The 16,282-nt window shown below is 71.4% G+C and carries 11 protein-coding genes, 1 tRNA gene and 1 pseudogene; 9 read left to right on the top strand and 4 right to left on the bottom strand.

Features of this window, described 5'->3' with window-relative positions:
• Nucleotides 1-67: 67 nt before the first annotated feature.
• On the bottom strand, nucleotides 68-685 hold the full coding sequence (locus ASC99_RS29705) for a TetR/AcrR family transcriptional regulator (RefSeq protein WP_057237770.1): 618 nt from the start codon (nucleotides 683-685) through the stop codon (nucleotides 68-70).
• Nucleotides 686-829: 144 nt separating this feature from the next.
• On the opposite strand from ASC99_RS29705, the gene ASC99_RS29700 reads away from it, so the two are divergent.
• The 4 genes from ASC99_RS29700 (at nucleotide 830) to ASC99_RS29685 (ending at nucleotide 7,161) form a co-directional block, all read left to right on the top strand.
• Nucleotides 830-2,524: a carboxyl transferase domain-containing protein gene (locus tag ASC99_RS29700; RefSeq protein WP_082598735.1), complete on the top strand. Its 1,695-nt coding sequence runs from the start codon at nucleotides 830-832 to the stop codon at nucleotides 2,522-2,524.
• Nucleotides 2,525-2,609: 85 nt separating this feature from the next.
• On the top strand, nucleotides 2,610-4,841 hold the full coding sequence (locus tag ASC99_RS29695; protein ID WP_057237768.1) for a biotin carboxylase N-terminal domain-containing protein: 2,232 nt from the start codon (nucleotides 2,610-2,612) through the stop codon (nucleotides 4,839-4,841).
• A complete protein-coding gene (locus tag ASC99_RS29690; protein ID WP_082598734.1) occupies nucleotides 4,838-5,866 on the top strand; it encodes a hydroxymethylglutaryl-CoA lyase in 1,029 nt (342 codons plus the stop codon). The genes ASC99_RS29695 and ASC99_RS29690 overlap by 4 nt, the downstream gene beginning before the upstream one ends.
• 104 nt (nucleotides 5,867-5,970) lie before the next feature.
• The gene (locus ASC99_RS29685) at nucleotides 5,971-7,161 is read left to right on the top strand and encodes an acyl-CoA dehydrogenase family protein (RefSeq protein ID WP_057237766.1); all 1,191 of its coding nucleotides are present in this window, start codon (nucleotides 5,971-5,973) and stop codon (nucleotides 7,159-7,161) included.
• An 837-nt stretch (nucleotides 7,162-7,998) separates the two neighbouring features.
• Here the strand turns inward: ASC99_RS29685 and ASC99_RS29680 are convergent.
• Nucleotides 7,999-8,436 (bottom strand): annotated as a pseudogene (locus ASC99_RS29680) (universal stress protein); the annotation flags it as partial.
• Between the two features lie 910 nt (nucleotides 8,437-9,346).
• Between ASC99_RS29680 and ASC99_RS29675 the strand changes: the two are divergent.
• Entirely contained in the window at nucleotides 9,347-10,237 is an 891-nt protein-coding gene (locus tag ASC99_RS29675; protein WP_057237764.1) for an HAD family hydrolase, read from the top strand.
• Here the strand turns inward: ASC99_RS29675 and ASC99_RS29670 are convergent.
• Complete coding sequence (locus ASC99_RS29670) at nucleotides 10,218-11,015, bottom strand: GNAT family N-acetyltransferase (protein ID WP_057237762.1); 798 nt, start codon at nucleotides 11,013-11,015, stop codon at nucleotides 10,218-10,220. The genes ASC99_RS29675 and ASC99_RS29670 overlap by 20 nt on opposite strands.
• A 978-nt stretch (nucleotides 11,016-11,993) precedes the next feature.
• On the opposite strand from ASC99_RS29670, the gene ASC99_RS29665 reads away from it, so the two are divergent.
• The 4 genes from ASC99_RS29665 to ASC99_RS29650 all read left to right on the top strand — a co-directional run bounded on the left by ASC99_RS29665 (nucleotide 11,994) and on the right by ASC99_RS29650 (nucleotide 14,875).
• Nucleotides 11,994-13,496 carry a helix-turn-helix domain-containing protein gene (locus ASC99_RS29665; protein ID WP_082598745.1) on the top strand — a complete coding sequence of 501 codons (1,503 nt, stop codon included), beginning with the start codon at nucleotides 11,994-11,996 and terminating at the stop codon, nucleotides 13,494-13,496.
• Nucleotides 13,497-13,500: 4 nt separating this feature from the next.
• Nucleotides 13,501-14,103 (top strand): oligoribonuclease, encoded by a 603-nt coding sequence (gene orn, locus ASC99_RS29660; protein ID WP_057237760.1) that lies wholly within the window; start codon nucleotides 13,501-13,503, stop codon nucleotides 14,101-14,103.
• A gap of 99 nt (nucleotides 14,104-14,202) precedes the next feature.
• Nucleotides 14,203-14,278 (top strand) — tRNA-His (locus ASC99_RS29655).
• A 150-nt stretch (nucleotides 14,279-14,428) separates the two neighbouring features.
• On the top strand, nucleotides 14,429-14,875 hold the full coding sequence (locus tag ASC99_RS29650) for a DUF4442 domain-containing protein (RefSeq protein ID WP_057237758.1): 447 nt from the start codon (nucleotides 14,429-14,431) through the stop codon (nucleotides 14,873-14,875).
• 106 nt (nucleotides 14,876-14,981) lie between these two features.
• Here ASC99_RS29650 and ASC99_RS29645 read toward each other — a convergent pair whose 3' ends face one another.
• Entirely contained in the window at nucleotides 14,982-16,109 is a 1,128-nt protein-coding gene (locus ASC99_RS29645) for a LacI family DNA-binding transcriptional regulator (RefSeq protein WP_369824159.1), read from the bottom strand.
• Between the last annotated feature and the right edge of the window lie 173 nt (nucleotides 16,110-16,282).

The raw sequence follows: 16,282 nt of genomic DNA, 5'->3' as shown, positions 1-16,282 counted from the left end.
GAGATTCACCCGTATGCACGCATCGGACCGCTATCCCCGGACCTGCTCGGACCTGCTCGGACCTAACCTACTCGGACGCAATCTGCTCGGCGGCGGCCGTGAACGCGCCCTGGGCGAGACCGTGCAGCAGGTCGGCCATGGCCGACCGGGACAGGCCGGTGCGGTCGGCGCTGTGCGGGGTGGAGTTGAGCAGACCGAAGACGGCGTGCACGGCGGTGCGGGCGGTGGGCTCGGCGGCCGACTCGGCCAGCGCCGGGTAGGTCTGCCGGACCACCTCGACCCACAGCTCGAGATAGGCCCGCTGGAGGCGGCGGACCCGGCGGCGGTCCTCCTCCTTGAGGTGCAGCAGCTCACGGTCGTGCAGGGTGATCAGATCGCGGTCGTCCAGCGCGAAGTCGACATGCCCGACGATCAGGGCGTCCAGTGCGCCATCCGGGGCGGTCGCCTCACCCGCCCGGCGGCGGCCCTCCTCCAGCAGACGCTCGCTGATGCCGATGAGCAGATCGGCGAGCATCGCGTCCTTGCCGGAGAAGTGGCGGTAGAGCGCGGGACCGCTGATCCCGACCGCCTTGCCGATCTCGTCCACGCCCACGCCGAGGAAGCCACGCGCGGCGAACAGCCGGGCCGCTTCCTTGCGGATCTGGTCGCGACGCGGGACTGCGGGGGCTGCAGGGACATTCGGCATGCCACCCATCGTAGACAGTGGGGTTATCCATGGTTAACCTGAGCCCACGAGTTAACGCTCATTAACCTTGGGTGGATTCGGGAGTCGGGCTACCCGCTCGGCGGCCCGTCCCGTCCGCTCTCCGAGGGCAAGGGAGCTCTTGGGATGGCCATCTCCACCATCGGTCCGTTCTCCGGTCCGACTGCTGCTCCACCGTCGGCGGTACCGGTCGACCCGGCTGCGGCGCCCGCGCCCCGGCTGACCAGCGCGGCCGACCCCGGCTCGGAGGCGTACCGGGCGAACACCGCCGCCCACCGGGCCCTGGTCGCCGAACTCCGCGAGAAACTCGCCGCAGCAGCCCTCGGCGGCGGCGCCAAGTCCCGGGCCCGGCACACCGCGCGAGGCAAGCTGCTGCCGCGCGACCGGGTGGACACCCTGCTCGACCCCGGCTCCCCCTTCCTGGAGCTCAGCCCGCTCGCGGCGGACGGCCTGTACGACGGGGCGGCCCCGGCGGCGGGCGTGATCGCGGGCATCGGCCGGGTGGCCGGGCGCGAGGTGGTGGTGGTCGCCAACGACGCCACCGTCAAGGGCGGCACCTACTACCCGATGACGGTCAAGAAGCACCTCCGGGCCCAGGAAGTGGCGCTGGAGAACCAGCTGCCCTGCATCTACCTGGTCGACTCCGGCGGCGCCTTCCTGCCGATGCAGGACGAGGTCTTCCCGGACCGCGACCACTTCGGCCGGATCTTCTACAACCAGGCCAGGCTGTCCGCCGCCGGCATCCCGCAGATCGCGGCCGTGCTCGGCTCCTGCACGGCAGGCGGCGCGTACGTCCCGGCGATGAGCGACCAGGCGGTGATCGTCCGGAACCAGGGCACCATCTTCCTGGGTGGCCCGCCGCTGGTGAAGGCCGCGACCGGTGAGGTGGTCACCGCCGAGGAGCTGGGCGGCGGCGAACTGCACTCCCGCACCTCGGGCGTGACGGACCATCTGGCCGAGGACGACCCGCACGCCCTCGCCATCGTCCGCACCATCGTGGCCGGGCTCGGCGCCAGGACCGCCACGCCGTGGCCGCTCACACCGGTCGAGCCCCCCGCGGTGGACCCGGCCGACCTGTACGGCGCGGTGCCGGTTGACCCGCGGACGCCCTACGACGTCCGCGAGGTGATCGCCCGGCTGGTGGACGGCAGCCGGTTCGCCGAGTTCAAGGCCGAGTACGGCGCCACCCTGGTCACCGGCTTCGCCCGGATCCACGGCCACCCGGTCGGCATCGTGGCCAACAACGGCGTGCTGTTCGCCGAGTCGGCGATGAAGGGCGCGCACTTCATCGAGCTGTGCGACCAGCGCGGCATCCCCCTCCTCTTCCTGCAGAACATCACCGGCTTCATGGTCGGGCGCCAGTACGAGGCGGGCGGCATCGCCAAGCACGGCGCCAAGATGGTCACCGCCGTGGCCTGCACCCGGGTGCCCAAGCTGACGGTGGTGATCGGCGGCTCGTACGGCGCCGGGAACTACTCGATGTGCGGCCGGGCGTACTCACCCCGCTTCCTGTGGATGTGGCCGGGCGCCAAGATCTCGGTGATGGGCGGCGAACAGGCGGCCTCGGTGCTGGCCACCGTCCGCCGGGACCAGTTCGACGCCCAGGGCGAGGACTGGCCCGCGGAGGCCGAGGAGGAGTTCAAGCGGCCCGTCCGGGAGCAGTACGAGCGGCAGGGCAACGCCTACTACGCGACCGCGCGGCTCTGGGACGACGGTGTGATCGACCCACTGGACACCCGTACCGCGGTCGGCCTCGCGCTGACCGCCTGCGCCAACGCCCCGTTGGCCCCGGCCCGGCCGTACGGGGTCTTCCGGATGTGACGCCCCGTCCGCTGGTCGACGTTCGGCCCGCCCTGCTGTCCGCCCTGCTGTTCTCCTGATCTTCCGACTCGGAGGAACACCTCCCATGTTCGACACAGTTCTGGTCGCCAACCGAGGCGAGATCGCGGTCCGGGTGATCCGCACCCTCCGCCGTCTCGGCGTTCGCTCGGTCGCGGTGTTCAGCGACGCGGACGCCGACGCACCGCACACCCGGGCGGCCGACCTCGCCGTCCGGCTCGGCCCGCCGGGGCGCAGCGACAGCTCGGCGGCGGAGACCTACCTCCGCACCGACCTGCTGCTGGACGCCGCCCGCCGCAGCGGTGCGCAGGCCATCCACCCGGGGTACGGCTTCCTGGCCGAGAACCCGGCCTTCGCCCGGGCCTGCGCCGAGGCCGGTCTGGTCTTCATCGGCCCGCCGCCGGCTGCGGTGGAGCTGATGGGCGACAAGATCAACGCGAAGCAGGCGGTCCGGACCGCCGGCGTACCGGTGGTGCCCGGCAGCCAGGGCGGCTCGCCGACCGACGCCGAACTCACCGCCGCCGCAGCCGAGATCGGCTACCCCGTGCTGCTCAAGCCCTCGGCCGGTGGCGGCGGCAAGGGCATGCGGCTGGTGCACGACCCGGCCGAGCTGGCCGGTGAGCTGGCAGCCGCCCGACGAGTCGCCCGGACGGCCTTCGGCGACGACACCCTGCTGCTGGAGCGCTGGGTGGACCGCCCTCGGCACATCGAGGTCCAGGTCCTGGCCGACACCCACGGCCGGACGGTGCACCTCGGCGAGCGCGAGTGCAGCCTGCAGCGCCGACACCAGAAGCTGATCGAAGAGGCGCCCTCCGTTCTGCTGAACCCGGAGACCCGGGCGGCGATGGGTCTGGCGGCCGTCCGGGCAGCCCAGGCCTGCGGCTACACCGGCGCCGGGACGGTGGAGTTCATCGTGCCGGGCATCGACCCCGACAGGCCGGCCCCCGAAGGCGTCCTGGACTTCTTCTTCATGGAGATGAACACCCGGCTCCAGGTGGAGCACCCCGTCACCGAACTCGCCGTGGCCGTGCGGGCCGACACCCCGGCCCCCGAGCGGCTCGACCTGGTCGAGTGGCAGCTGCGGGTCGCCGCCGGTGAGAAGTTGACGTTCGATCAGTCGGAGATCTCCTTCCTGGGCCACGCGGTCGAGGCCCGGATCTGCGCCGAGGACCCCGAGCGCGACTTCCTGCCCACCGGCGGGCGGATCCTGCTGCTGGACGAGCCGACCGGCGACGGCATCCGGGTCGACTCCGGCATCCAGACGGGCACCGAGATCGGCAGTCTGTACGACCCGATGCTCGCGAAGGTGATCGCGTACGGGCCGGACCGCCCGACCGCGCTCCGCCGGCTGCGGGCCGCCCTGGCCGACACCCGGGTGCTCGGCGTCACCACCAACACCGGCTTCCTCCGCCGGCTGCTCGCCCACCCGGACGTGGTGGCCGGCCGACTCGACACCGGGTTGGTCGAGCGCACCGTGGAGCAGACGCCCGAGGTGCTGGCCTCCTCCCTGTTGCGTGACCCCGCCCACTCCGGCGAGACCGTTCCGGCCGAGAGCCTCTACTACGCGGCCGCGCTGGCCCGGCAGTTGGGCCTGGCACCGGCCACCGGCGCCGACGGCTGGACCGACCCGTTCGCCGTACCGTCCGGCTGGCGACTGGGCGGCACCGCGGCCTGGACCACCCACCGGCTGCGGCTGGCCGGGCACGACCCGGTCACCGTGCTGATCCGGCCCGCCGCGGTCGACGCCTCGTCAGGCGTCGGAGCAGCAGGTGTCGGATCGTCAGGTGTCGCGTCGTCGGACGCCGGACCGGAGTTCGAAGTCCGACTCGGCGAGGCAGGCGTGCTCCGGCTCGCCCGGGCTGCCCTGGCCCCGGGCCGGCTGCACCTGACGGTCGACGGTCTGCGATCGACGTTCGCCTACGCCACTGACAGCGGCCCGGGTGCCGCCAACGGCCTGGTCCAGTGGCTCGGGATGAACGGGGACGCCTGGGCGGTGCACCCGTACGACCCGATCGTCGACCGGGCGGGCGCGAGCGCCGCCCACCACGGCGGCCTGACCGCGCCGATGCCGGGCACGGTCACCGTGGTCAAGACCACTCTCGGCGAGCTGGTCCGCCGGGGGCAACCCCTGCTGGTTCTGGAGGCGATGAAGATGGAGCACGTGATCACCGCTCCGCACGACGGCACCGTCAGCGAACTGCGGGCCGGCGCCGGGGCAACCGTGGCGATGGACGAACTGCTGGTCGTGGTGGAGCCCGTCGAGGACACGTCCGAGGAGCTCGAGGTGGCTGCATCATGAGCGAGGTCACGAGCGAGTCGACCCGCACCAGCGAGCCCGCGGGAACGTCGGCCACCCACGAACCCGACGCCCTCGAACTGGGGCTGCCCGCCCCCGTACCGGAACCCGGCCTGCCCGGTCGGGTCAGTATCCACGAAGTAGGGCCGCGTGACGGTCTGCAGAACGAGAGTTCACTCGTTCCGGTGACGGTGAAGGCCGAGTTCATCGCCCGGCTCGCCGCCGCCGGACTGCGCACCGTGGAGGCCACCAGCTTCGTACACCCCAAGTGGGTCCCGCAGTTGGCGGACGCCGAGGAGCTGATGCCCCGGCTGGCCGGACTGCCCGAGCAGTACCCCGGGCTGCGACTGCCAGTCCTGGTGCCCAACGAGCGTGGCCTCGACCGCGCGCTCGCCCACCACGCCACCGAGATCGCGGTCTTCGCCAGCGCGACCGAGACCTTCGCCCGCCGGAACCTCAACCGGACGGCGGGCGAAGCCCTGGAGATGTTCCGGCCGGTCGTGGAACGGGCCGCTGCGGCCGGGGTGCCGACCCGCGGCTACCTCTCGATGTGCTTCGGCGACCCGTGGGAAGGGCCCGTCCCGACCGCCCAGGTGGTCGACTTCGGAGTCCGGCTGCTGGAGCTCGGCTGCACCGAGCTGAGCCTCGGCGACACGATCGGGGTGGCCACTCCCGGCCAGGTCGGCACGCTGCTCCAGAGCTTCGCCGAAGCCGGTGTCCCGATGAGCAGACTCGCCGTGCACTTCCACGACACCTACGGCCAGGCGCTCGCCAACACGCTGGCGGCACTGCGCTCCGGAGTCACCACGGTCGACGCTTCGGCGGGCGGCCTGGGCGGCTGCCCGTACGCCAAGAGCGCCACCGGCAACCTGGCCACCGAGGACCTGGTCTGGATGCTGCACGGCCTCGGTATCGAGACCGGCGTCGACCTGCGCGCACTGGTCTCCGCCAGCGCCTGGATGGCCGGTCAGCTCGGCCGGCCCAGCCCGTCCCGGGCGGTCCAGGCCCTGGCCGGCCGCCCGGCCTGAGCCGTCCTCCACCGACTCTCGACCGTTCTCGACCGGGCTGCGGCTCAGTCGATCCCCAGCCCCCTTCTTCGGCTCCACAGCCGCCTCGATCCAGGAGGATCACCATGCTCGATCACCGCTTGGACAGCGAGTACGAGGAACTTCGGCGCACCGTCGAACAGTTCGCCAACGACGTCGTCGCCCCGAAGATCGGTGACTACTACGAGCAGAACGAGTTCCCGTACGAGATCGTCCGCGAGATGGGGCAGATGGGCCTGTTCGGACTGCCCTTCCCCGAGGAGTACGGCGGCATGGGCGGCGACTACTTCGCGCTCGGCCTGGCTCTGGAGGAGCTGGCCCGGGTCGACTCCTCGGTCGCGATCACCCTGGAGGCTGCGGTCTCGCTCGGCGCGATGCCGATCTACCGGTTCGGCACGGAGGAGCAGAAGCGGGAGTGGCTGCCCCGGCTGACCTCGGGCGAGCTGCTCGGCGCCTTCGGCCTGACCGAGCCGGAGGGCGGTTCGGACGCGGGCGCCACCCGGACCACCGCGCGGTACGACGAGGCCACCGACGAGTGGGTGATCAACGGCACCAAGTGCTTCATCACCAACTCCGGCACGGAGATGACCGGTCTGGTCACGGTGACGGCACTGACCGAACCGATCGCTCGTTCGAGTGAAGACGACTCGGACCCCTCGCCAAGCCGGGAGATCTCCTCCATCATCGTGCCCACTGGTACCAGTGGTTTCACGGTTTCGAAGAAATACTCCAAGGTCGGATGGAACGCCTCCGACACCCGAGAACTGTCCTTCACCGACTGCCGAGTCCCCGCGGCCAACCTCCTCGGCACTCAAGGTCGCGGCTACGCCCAGTTCCTGCGCATCCTCGACGAGGGGCGCATCGCCATCGCAGCCCTGGCCACCGGCCTGGCCCAGGGATGTGTCGACCAGTCAGTCAGCTACGCCGGCACCCGTCGCGCCTTCGGGCGGACGATCGGCGCCAACCAGGTCATCCAGTTCAAGCTCGCCGACATGGAGATGCGCGCACACACCTCCCGCCTGGCCTGGCGGGACGCCGCCTCCCGGCTGCTGCACGCCGAGCCCTTCAAGAAGGAGGCCGCGATCGCCAAGCTGTTCTCCTCCGAGGCCGCCGTCGACAACGCCCGTGAGGCCACCCAGATCCACGGCGGCTACGGCTTCATGAACGAGTTCCCGGTCGCCCGATTCTGGCGCGACTGCAAGATCCTGGAGATCGGGGAGGGCACCTCCGAGGTCCAGCGGATGCTCATCGCACGCGAGTTGGGGGTCAACGTCTGAACTCGGCACGGACGGTAGAGATCAGGCTTCCGTCGCCGTAGGTCCTGGGGGTTCCGGGCGGTGCGCACCGCCCGGAGTCTTCCTGGCACCACGTCAACTGCTGCTCACCTGGGCATCGATCTGGTCGTAGCTGACCTGGGCCAGTTCGAATGCGGTCGCCTGCAGCCGCACCAACCCTGAATACGGACCGCTCAGCTCCACCACCAGGCTCACTCCGAACGCAACGCACGCCCCCAGAAAGCGCCCCCGCCCCGGCCACGAGCCTGACGCTGCACTCCACCGTGCCCAGCGGCGGCACGGCTATCGCGATGCCCTGACCGCCCTGCCCGCTCTGACCACAGGGGGCTTGCCCACCCGGCACCTGCTGATCGCTGATCACCGCGCTCAGCCCGTACTCGGCCCGGTTGACGATCCGATAGCTCCGCAGCACCTGCTCACCCGCCCGCACTCGGACGGCGGACCCCTCAGTGCCATTGGTGCGGACACTCAGGCGCAGCGCATCCCGGGCCTCACCACCGCGTTGCGCCCCGGCCACCGCGGCCAGGGCCACCCCACTGCCACCGGCTCCAACGATCGCGAGCACCAGACAGCCGACCGCCACGGGTACGCCCCAGCCCCGCACCGAGGTATCGGGGCAACGGCGTTCGGCTTCGGCCTCTGGTCGAATGATCATGTTGTCATGTCTGCCCGAATCACCGGACACTCAGCGCCCTGACGCCTCATCAGTGATCAAGATGACTCGACCGGCCCACTCAACACCAGCAGGACCGTCCCGACACAACGACCATAGGGATACACACCATTGAGCATGGGGGCCGGCCATCACAGCAGGATCGCTCAGGGAATGACGATGACAGGCCGGTTCGCCCTGCGGGCCAGTCGACCGGAGACCGAGCCGAAGAGCTTGCCCAGCAGTCCGTGCGTACTGCCGACCACGATCGCGTCGGCGGCGTACTCACGACCGACCTCCTCGATCTCGTGGCAGATGTCCCCGCCGCGCTCGACCAGGATCCACGGCACACCGGCGAGATAGTCGGCACAGGCCAGCTCGAGGCCGAGAAGCTCGGTCCGATGGTCCGGCATGTCGACGAACACGGGCGGCTCGCAGCCGGCCCAGACCGTGGCGGGCAACCGGTTCGCCACGTGCACGATGACCAGCCCGCAGCGCGAGCGGCGGGCCATGCCCACCGCATAGGCGAGCGCCCGCTCGCTGGAGAGGGAGCCGTCGAAGCCGACCACCACGCCGTGCTGGAAAGCCGGGTCGCAGGCAGGTACGGACTGCTCCTGCAGCGTGGGTTCGTCGCTCCGCCCGGTGCGGGAGCCCGCACCGCCCGAGCCCGCTCCGGGGCCGTCCGCGATCATTCCGTCCGTCATGGCGTCCTCCACCGCACCCGCACCCCGTTGTCCGCCCCGCCGCTGACGCGGTCGTGGCCAGCCGCGGCGTACCACCTCCCGCGCAAGGACACCCGCCCCCGCGCGGACCACCGAACGCCGGTGTCCGAGCAGGCCAGACAGGCCGGACCGGCCGGGCAGCAACTCATCCACCGTCCGTGCGCCGACCGCAGCGTCGGTGGCAGCGGATCGGGGAGGCTCAAAACCGACCATGGCTCAAAGCTCTTCGAGTGAGATGGGCCGACAGGAAGGGGCACGAATGCCCGGGCAACAGGCCCACCCCCGACACCGAGTCGGTCTCTGCCGAGCACCACCGAATGTGACCTGTTCCTCTCAGAATACGACGGGCTCGAGGCCCCGCCCAGCTGCGGAGCCCTGAAACGGCGACGATCCCGCTAACGGAGGATGCGCGCGCCGTGGCTTTCGCGCCCCTCTGTTGAGGCTGCGCGCCGCCCGACGAGAAGGTTCCCTGGAGCTTCGCCGAGGAAGCCCCTGGGCGCAACAGTGCCGCCACACAACGTGACCCGACTGTCATCGTCCAGTACTCAACCCGACCGGCCGGTCTGTCTGTTGCTGTCCCCTATATATGCCCGCCAATACGCCGACGTCACAAGCCCGCCCGGCCGGGGAGCGGGCCCCACCGATTCCCGCTCCCGCCCTCCACAGGCCGTCCAGCTCCGGCCCAAACCCCGCAGGCCGGCAGACCACTCGCTTCTGGCCATTTCGGTCCGCTACGGAACGCGACCGGGCAAATGCCTGCTGCATACGCCAGCGCACTGGCAGCATGCAGCGCATGCCGCTGCTGCTGTTCGATCTTGACAACACCCTGCTGCCCCGGGATGCCGCGTTCCGTGCCTGGGCGCAGGACTTCCTCGCCGAACACGGGCTTCCGGCCGGGGATCTGGGATGGTTCACCACCATCGACGGCAGCGGGCACGTCCCGCGCAGCACGGTACTCGGGGCGGCCAAGCGCCGCTACGGGCTCGACCGGTCGATGGACTTCCTACTCGCCCACTATCGGCGAGGCATCAACTCACATATTCACTGCCCAAGTTCACACATCCAGGCGCTCAAGGCGGCCCGCTCGGCCGGCTGGTCGCTCGGCATCGTCAGCAACGGGGGTACCCGGCCCCAGTTGGAGAAGATCCGTCGGGTGGGGCTCGGCTCGCTGGTCGACGGCTGGGTGATCTCCGAGGAGGCCAGCTACCTCAAGCCCGACCCACGGATCTTCGAGATCGCCGCCCAACGCTGTGGAGTCCCGCCGACCGGTGACTGGGCCACTCATACCTGGATGGTCGGCGACCACGCCCCCGCCGACATCGCCGGCGCCGAACTGACCGGACTGCGCAGCGTCTGGCTCCACCACGGCCGCCCCTGGGCCGAACTCGGCTACCGGCCGACCCTGAGCGCAGCCGGCATCCCCGAGGCCGTCGGCCTGATCCTCTCCGCCCGCTCCGCCCCGGTTCCCCGTCGCACGACCACAGCCGCCTCCACCTCCACCAAGCCGACGCACCGCCCGAGCACAACACTCGCGCGGTCAGCGGCACAGACCCAAGCCCAAGCCCAGGCCCAGGAGCGGCTCGCGCCCGCTGCCCTCCGCTCCGCCATGACCCGGTTCGCCCCCGCCCCCGCCCCTCCCGGTCCGGCAACCGCCACTACCGCCGCTACCGCCACCAGCGCGTGAGGCCCCGTTCCACGAACCCCAACCGCCGGTAGAGCGGTTCGCCGAGCAGGGTGGCCACCAGAGTGGTCACCCTGCCGGGCTGTGCCAGCAGGGCGGCCGAGAGCACCGCCCGGCCCAGCCCCTTCGAGCGGTACTCGGGCAGCACTGCCACCCAGTAGACGCCCACGGTCTCCCCGTTGTCGTACGTCATGCACGCGGCGGCCGGTTCGCCGTCCACCCGTCCCAGCCAGCCCCGGCAGCCGGGCTCCGCCAGCAGCCCGGGCGGGAGATGTACGCCCCGCTCCCACGGCTGCCTGGGCTCGATGGGGAAGCCGTCCACCACCACTCGCTCCAGAGCGGCCAGTTCATCGGCTTCCCGCACCTCCTCGACCGAGACGCCCGCCGCCCAGGTTTCCGGCGACTTCCCGGCCAGCCTCGCCGACGGCGGCAGTTCCGCAATCGGCGGTGCGTCGGGCTCGCGGACCATCACCGCCATCTCGAGCGTGGACTCCCGCCCCTGGCCGGTCAGGTCGATCCCGCCGTACGGGTCCTCCAGGACGAAATGGTCGGAGCTCCACTCCTTGAACAGCTCGGCCAGTTCGGCCAGCAACGGTTCGACCCCGTCCGGCCCGTACGGGCGGGTGACCACCACCCGGTGGGTGTCGGCGGCGTCCCGCGCGCACCGGACTGCCGTGAAACCGGGGCGGCTGGCGGACTCCCAGCCGTGCACCCTGGCCTGGGCCAGCCAGAAGGCCGCTGCGTTGTCACCGGCCGCTTCGAGCCGCCCCCGATTCGTCATGGCTCGACCCTAACCAGCGGTGGCACGTTCGTCCGATCCAGCCCCACCCTCCCCCGCTCCCCCGCTCCCCCGCTCCCCGACCGAGCTTCGGCCCCACCCGGCTCGAGCCCTTCGCCAGGGGCTCGCGCCGCCGCACCTCTCCCCACCCCGCTGCCCCGTGGCCGGGAGGCGTACGCAGGCGCACGCGCCTACCGCGAGCGCCCCTGCTGCGGACCGGCTGTTTTCGGTCAATCTCAGTGTCTGTCCGCCCGGTTCGGCAAAGTCGCAGCCCAGGGCAGCCGGCGCGGCGCATTCTCCCGTGCGGCCGACCGGTAGGTCGTGCGGCAACAAGCCATCGATCCTCCGGCCCTCTTCACAGGGGGGTCGACGGCTGCCACGCTTCGTGATCGAATGCATCACGCCAAATTGCCATGTCGACATAGCGTCGGATGGTGAACTTGTCACAACGGCAACGGTCCAACCAGTAGATTCGATCTTGGCGAGCAGGGCGATCTGCGGGGCGATTCGCCGATCACGGCGAGCAGTTCGGCACCACGGCACCACCACACACACCACCGAGGGGGCTGGAGCGCCTTGAGCAGGGTGAGCAGGAGCGACACGGGTCCTGACGGCGGCCAGTCGTCGGCCGGCTTCACGAACCGCGCTTCGAGAGACAACGCGCCCCACCAGTCACATCAGCACCAGACCCACCCCTCCGCCCCACCCCTCGGATACCAGCCCGGAAACCCGGTCGGAAACCAGGGCGGGCACCAAGCTGGGCATTCGGCCGGATTCCAGGCTGGGCATCCGGCGGGACATCCGGCGGGGCAACAGCAGTCCGCCAACTCCGCGCCTCGGCGCGGGATCTCTCCCACCGTCAGCCTGGCGGCCAGTCAGAACGGCGCCGGTGCAGCACAGCTGACCCATGGCCAGTTCGCCTCCGGCTCGGCCACGGCCGCCCTCCCCGCCCCGTCCGCCTCCGCAGCGTCGAACTCCGCCCTGCTCGGCCACGCCACCACCCCGCGCAAGCTGTCCGGCCGGCGCCGTCGCGAGACGGTGGCCGTGCTGATCTTCGGTGGCGCCCCGATCTTCGAGAGCTCGATCCCGCTCTCGGTCTTCGGCGTCGACCGTCAGGACGCCGGAGTGCCGCGCTACCGCCTGCTGGTCTGCGCCGGCGAGGACGGCCCGCTGGCGACCACCGGCGGCCTGACCCTCACCGCGCCGTACGGGCTGGAGACGCTCGCCCGGGCCGGCACCATCGTGGTCCCGGCCTGGCGGTCGATCTCGCAGCCCCCGCCCCCGGAGGCGATCGCCGCGCTGCGCAAGGCGCACCACGAGGGGGCCCGGATCATCGGCCTCTGCACGGGTGCGTTCGTGCTCGCCGCAGCGGGCCTGCTGGACGGCCGTCCGGCCACCACCCACTGGATGTACGCGCCCACCCTGGCCAAGCGTTACCCCAAGGTGCACGTCGATCCGCGCGAGCTGTTCGTCGACGACGGCGACGTCCTCACCTCGGCCGGCACCGCCGCCGGTATCGACCTCTGCCTGCACGTGGTCCGCAGCGACCACGGTGCCGAGGCCGCCAACGCGCTGGCCCGCCGGCTCGTGGTGCCGAGTCGGCGCAGCGGCGGCGGTCAGGCCCAGTACATCGACCAGTCTTTACCGGAGGAGATCGGCAACGACCCGCTCGCCGAGGTCGTGACCTGGGCCCTGGAGAACCTCAACCAGCAGTTCGACGTCGAGGTCCTGGCAGCCCGCGCCTACATGAGCCGCCGTACCTTCGACCGGCGGTTCCGCACTCTCACGGGCAGCGCCCCGCTGCAGTGGCTGATCACCCAACGGGTGCTCCAGGCACAGCGGTTGCTGGAGGCGTCCGAGCTCTCGGTGGACGACGTCGCGCGCCGCTGCGGCTTCCGCTCGCCGGTCGCACTCCGCGGTCACTTCCGCCGCCAGCTCGGCGTCTCCCCCGCCGCGTACCGGACGGGCTACCGCGCGCGGCGGCCGGCTCCCCAGCCGACCGCCGGTCCGCCGCTGCCCACCGGGGCGAATCCGACCGTGCCTGCCCAGGCCCACCCGGCCGACCGGTCCGCCGGTGTCCCGGGCGGGGCGGCGCACCTGACGGCGGGTCCGGTCCGCCCGCTGGTGCCCGTCCAGTCCGGCGGCGCTCCCCGCCCGGCTGCCTCTCGTGGCGCCCACCCCGGGCATCCCGCCCACCCCGGTGCTGCCGACACTCAAGCCAACTCCAACCCCAACTCCAACCCCAACGAGCGCGCCGTGGAGCACGCGCACGCCGCCGCGACGGAGGAGGGCTACGGCCAGCCGACGGCCCGTGATCTGGGCCAGGGTCACCGTCCGGACGGGGCACCGGCGTCCGCGCCCCGCCCTGGCCACAGCGGTGCTGCGGCCGGCTCCGGCAAGCCTGCGGGCACCGCCGCGGACGAAGCCACGGACGGGCGGACGGGCCGGCAGCTGTCCGGCTCCCGCGATCGCGCCGTAGGGTGAGCGTGTGAACGACCGCCTGGTATGGATCGACTGTGAAATGACGGGGCTCGACCTCGGCCGGGATGCCCTGGTCGAGGTCGCCGCTCTGGTGACCGACTCCGAGCTGAACATCCTCGGCGAGGGCGTGGATGTCATCATCCGCCCACCCGCCGAGTCCCTGGAGACCATGCCGGACGTGGTGCGCCAGATGCACACCTCCTCCGGCCTGCTCGACGAGCTGGCGAACGGCGTCACGCTCGCCGAGGCGGAGGCCAGGGTGCTCGCCTACATCCGGGAGCACGCCGCCGAGGCGGGCAAGACCCCGCTCTGCGGCAACTCGGTGGCCACCGACCGCGGCTTCCTCTCCCGGGACATGCCCGCGCTCGAAAGCCACCTGCACTACCGGATCGTGGACGTCTCCTCGATCAAGGAGCTGGCCCGCCGCTGGTTCCCGCGCGCCTACTACAACAGCCCGCAGAAGGGCGGCAGCCACCGCGCTCTCGCGGACATCCGGGAGAGCATCGCCGAACTCCGCTACTACCGCGAGGCGGTGTTCGTCGCCCAGCCGGGCCCGGACACCGACGCCGCTCGCACCATCGCGGCCAAGTACCAGCTGCCGACCAGCTGACACCGGCCGGCCCTCCCCCGGTCCCCGAAACCCTGGCGCGAGCACCCGGTCCGATCCTGTAGAGTTCTTCCTGTCGGAGCGGGAACGCACCGGCAGATGGTGGGTATAGCTCAGTTGGCAGAGCACCTGGTTGTGGTCCAGGGGGCCGCGGGTTCAAGTCCCGTTACTCACCCCAACAGCCTTGAGGGTCCGATCTCCTGGAGATCGGACCCTCAAGGCTTTTCGCGTTTTCCGCGCTGCTCGCATCGCTCGCTGCCCACCACCGCAGATGCCACACCGAACATGGCACTACCCTCAGAAGCTACCCACTAGTAACATCTCTGCCATGACCACACCTTCGATCGGCCAGCTGCTCGACTCCACGGTGCCGATGGCGCACACCCTCAAGCTCGAGTACCTGGAGACCAGTCCCGAGCGCGCGGTGCTCCAGCTGCCGGACCAGCCCGCCTACCACAACCACGTCGGCGGCCCGCACGCCGGCGCGATGTTCACGCTGGCCGAGTCCGCCAGCGGCTGCATCGTGCTCGCCGCGTTCGGCGACCAGCTGCACCGGGCCGTGCCGCTCGCCGTGAAGGCGGAGATCGCGTACAAGAAGCTGGCGAAGGGCGTGGTCACCGCCACCGCCACCCTGGACCGTCCGGCCGCCGACGTGGTCGCCGAGCTGGACAAGGGCGAGCGCCCGGAGTTCACCGTCACGGTGGACATCACCCGCGCCGACGGCGACGTCACCGGCGTGATGACCATCACCTGGACCCTGCGCCCCAACTCCTGACGCACGGTCACCCGGCGGGGGCCGGTCACCTCGGCCCCCGCCGACAGACCAGCCCAGCCCGGCCCGAAACCCAGGGCCCGTCCGACGATTCCCGTCGGATCAGACCCTAGGCCGACTCCCGCACCACCAGCTCGGTGGCCAGCACCACCTGCCGTCGCGCCCGCCCCTGCTCCGCGATCTCCTCCAGGAGCAGCCGGGCCATCGTCCGCCCCATCTCCTCGATCGGCTGGCGCACGCTGGTCAGCGCGGGGTCGGTGTGCCGGGCCACGATCGAGTCGTCGAAGCCGATCACCGCCACGTCGTCCGGCACCCGCCGCCCGGCGGCCCTGAGCACCTGCAGCGCGCCCGCCGCCATCACGTCCGAGGCGCAGAACACCGCGTCCAGCCCGGGCCGGCGCTCCAGCAGCTCACGCATCGCCAGCCGCCCGCCCTCCTCGGTGAAGTCACCCGGCCCCACCAGCTCCTCCTGGTACGGACGTCCGGCCTCCTCCAGGGCCTGCCGGTACCCGGACAGCCGGGCCCTGGCCCCTTCCATGTCGAGCGGCCCGGTGATGGTCGCGACCTCCTCGCAGCCGCGCCGCAGCAGGTGCCGGACGGCCATCCGGGCCCCGCCCGCGTTGTCCGCGTGGACGTAGCTCAGCGGCTCCAGGTCCCCCCGCCGTCCCGCCAGCACCGAGGGGATCTCCAGACTCTCCAGCAGGCTCGGCAGCGGATCGTCCTGATGCACCGACACCAGCAGTACGCCGTCCACCCGTTGGGCCGTCAGATAGGCCGAAAGTCGCTCCCGCTCACGCTGGTTGCGGACCAGGATCAGCAGCAGCTGCATGTCCGTCTCGGCGAGTTCGGCGGAGACGCCGCTGATGATGTCGGAGAAGTACGGCTCGGAGAAGAGCCGGGTCTCCGCCTCGGGGACGACCAGGGCGATCGAGTCGGTCCGCGAGGTGACCAGGGTGCGGGCGGCCCGGTTCGGGACGTAGCCGAGTTCGGCGATCGCGGCGTTCACGGCCTCCCGCGCCTTCTCGCTCACCCGGGGCGAACCGTTCACCACCCGGGAGACCGTCCCGCGCCCGACGCCCGCCAGCGCGGCCACCTCCTCCAGCGTCGGCCGCGCCGAACCTGCGGCGGTCCGGGCCGAGACGCGACCGGAGCCACCCGGCTCTCCCTGCGAGCTCTGCAAGCTCTGCGACCTCTGCGGCCTGTTCGGCCCCGTCGGCCGCTGTGCGGACTGGCTCATCGCTCACCTCGTGGGACGCGTCGTCGTGGTCGTCGTGCTCATTGTGGCCGGTTCGGGCACGGGCCGACCGACCGGCGTCCGTACGTCCGCCGGAGAGCCTCTCAGGACACACTCCGGCAACGGTTCCGACTTCTGCTCTTGACACTCACCCCCGCGACCGAGCAACCTTCCGG

Origin of the sequence: Kitasatospora sp. Root107, assembly GCF_001424875.1 — a bacterium.
Taxonomy (GTDB): domain Bacteria; phylum Actinomycetota; class Actinomycetes; order Streptomycetales; family Streptomycetaceae; genus Kitasatospora.
Note: the sequence above shows the minus strand (reverse complement) of the source record. Positions and strands in the feature narration are given on the sequence as shown.

What these genes read in the sequence shown, in the direction of transcription:
- ASC99_RS29705 (WP_057237770.1), bottom strand. Translation starts at nt 685, where the DNA reads ATGCCGAATGTCCCTGCAGCCCCCGCAGTCCCGCGTCGCGACCAGATC.
- ASC99_RS29700 (WP_082598735.1), top strand. Translation starts at nt 830, where the DNA reads ATGGCCATCTCCACCATCGGTCCGTTCTCCGGTCCGACTGCTGCTCCA.
- ASC99_RS29695 (WP_057237768.1), top strand. Translation starts at nt 2,610, where the DNA reads ATGTTCGACACAGTTCTGGTCGCCAACCGAGGCGAGATCGCGGTCCGG.
- ASC99_RS29690 (WP_082598734.1), top strand. Translation starts at nt 4,838, where the DNA reads ATGAGCGAGGTCACGAGCGAGTCGACCCGCACCAGCGAGCCCGCGGGA.
- ASC99_RS29685 (WP_057237766.1), top strand. Translation starts at nt 5,971, where the DNA reads ATGCTCGATCACCGCTTGGACAGCGAGTACGAGGAACTTCGGCGCACC.
- ASC99_RS29675 (WP_057237764.1), top strand. Translation starts at nt 9,347, where the DNA reads ATGCCGCTGCTGCTGTTCGATCTTGACAACACCCTGCTGCCCCGGGAT.
- ASC99_RS29670 (WP_057237762.1), bottom strand. Translation starts at nt 11,015, where the DNA reads ATGACGAATCGGGGGCGGCTCGAAGCGGCCGGTGACAACGCAGCGGCC.
- ASC99_RS29650 (WP_057237758.1), top strand. Translation starts at nt 14,429, where the DNA reads ATGACCACACCTTCGATCGGCCAGCTGCTCGACTCCACGGTGCCGATG.
- ASC99_RS29645 (WP_369824159.1), bottom strand. Translation starts at nt 16,109, where the DNA reads ATGAGCCAGTCCGCACAGCGGCCGACGGGGCCGAACAGGCCGCAGAGG.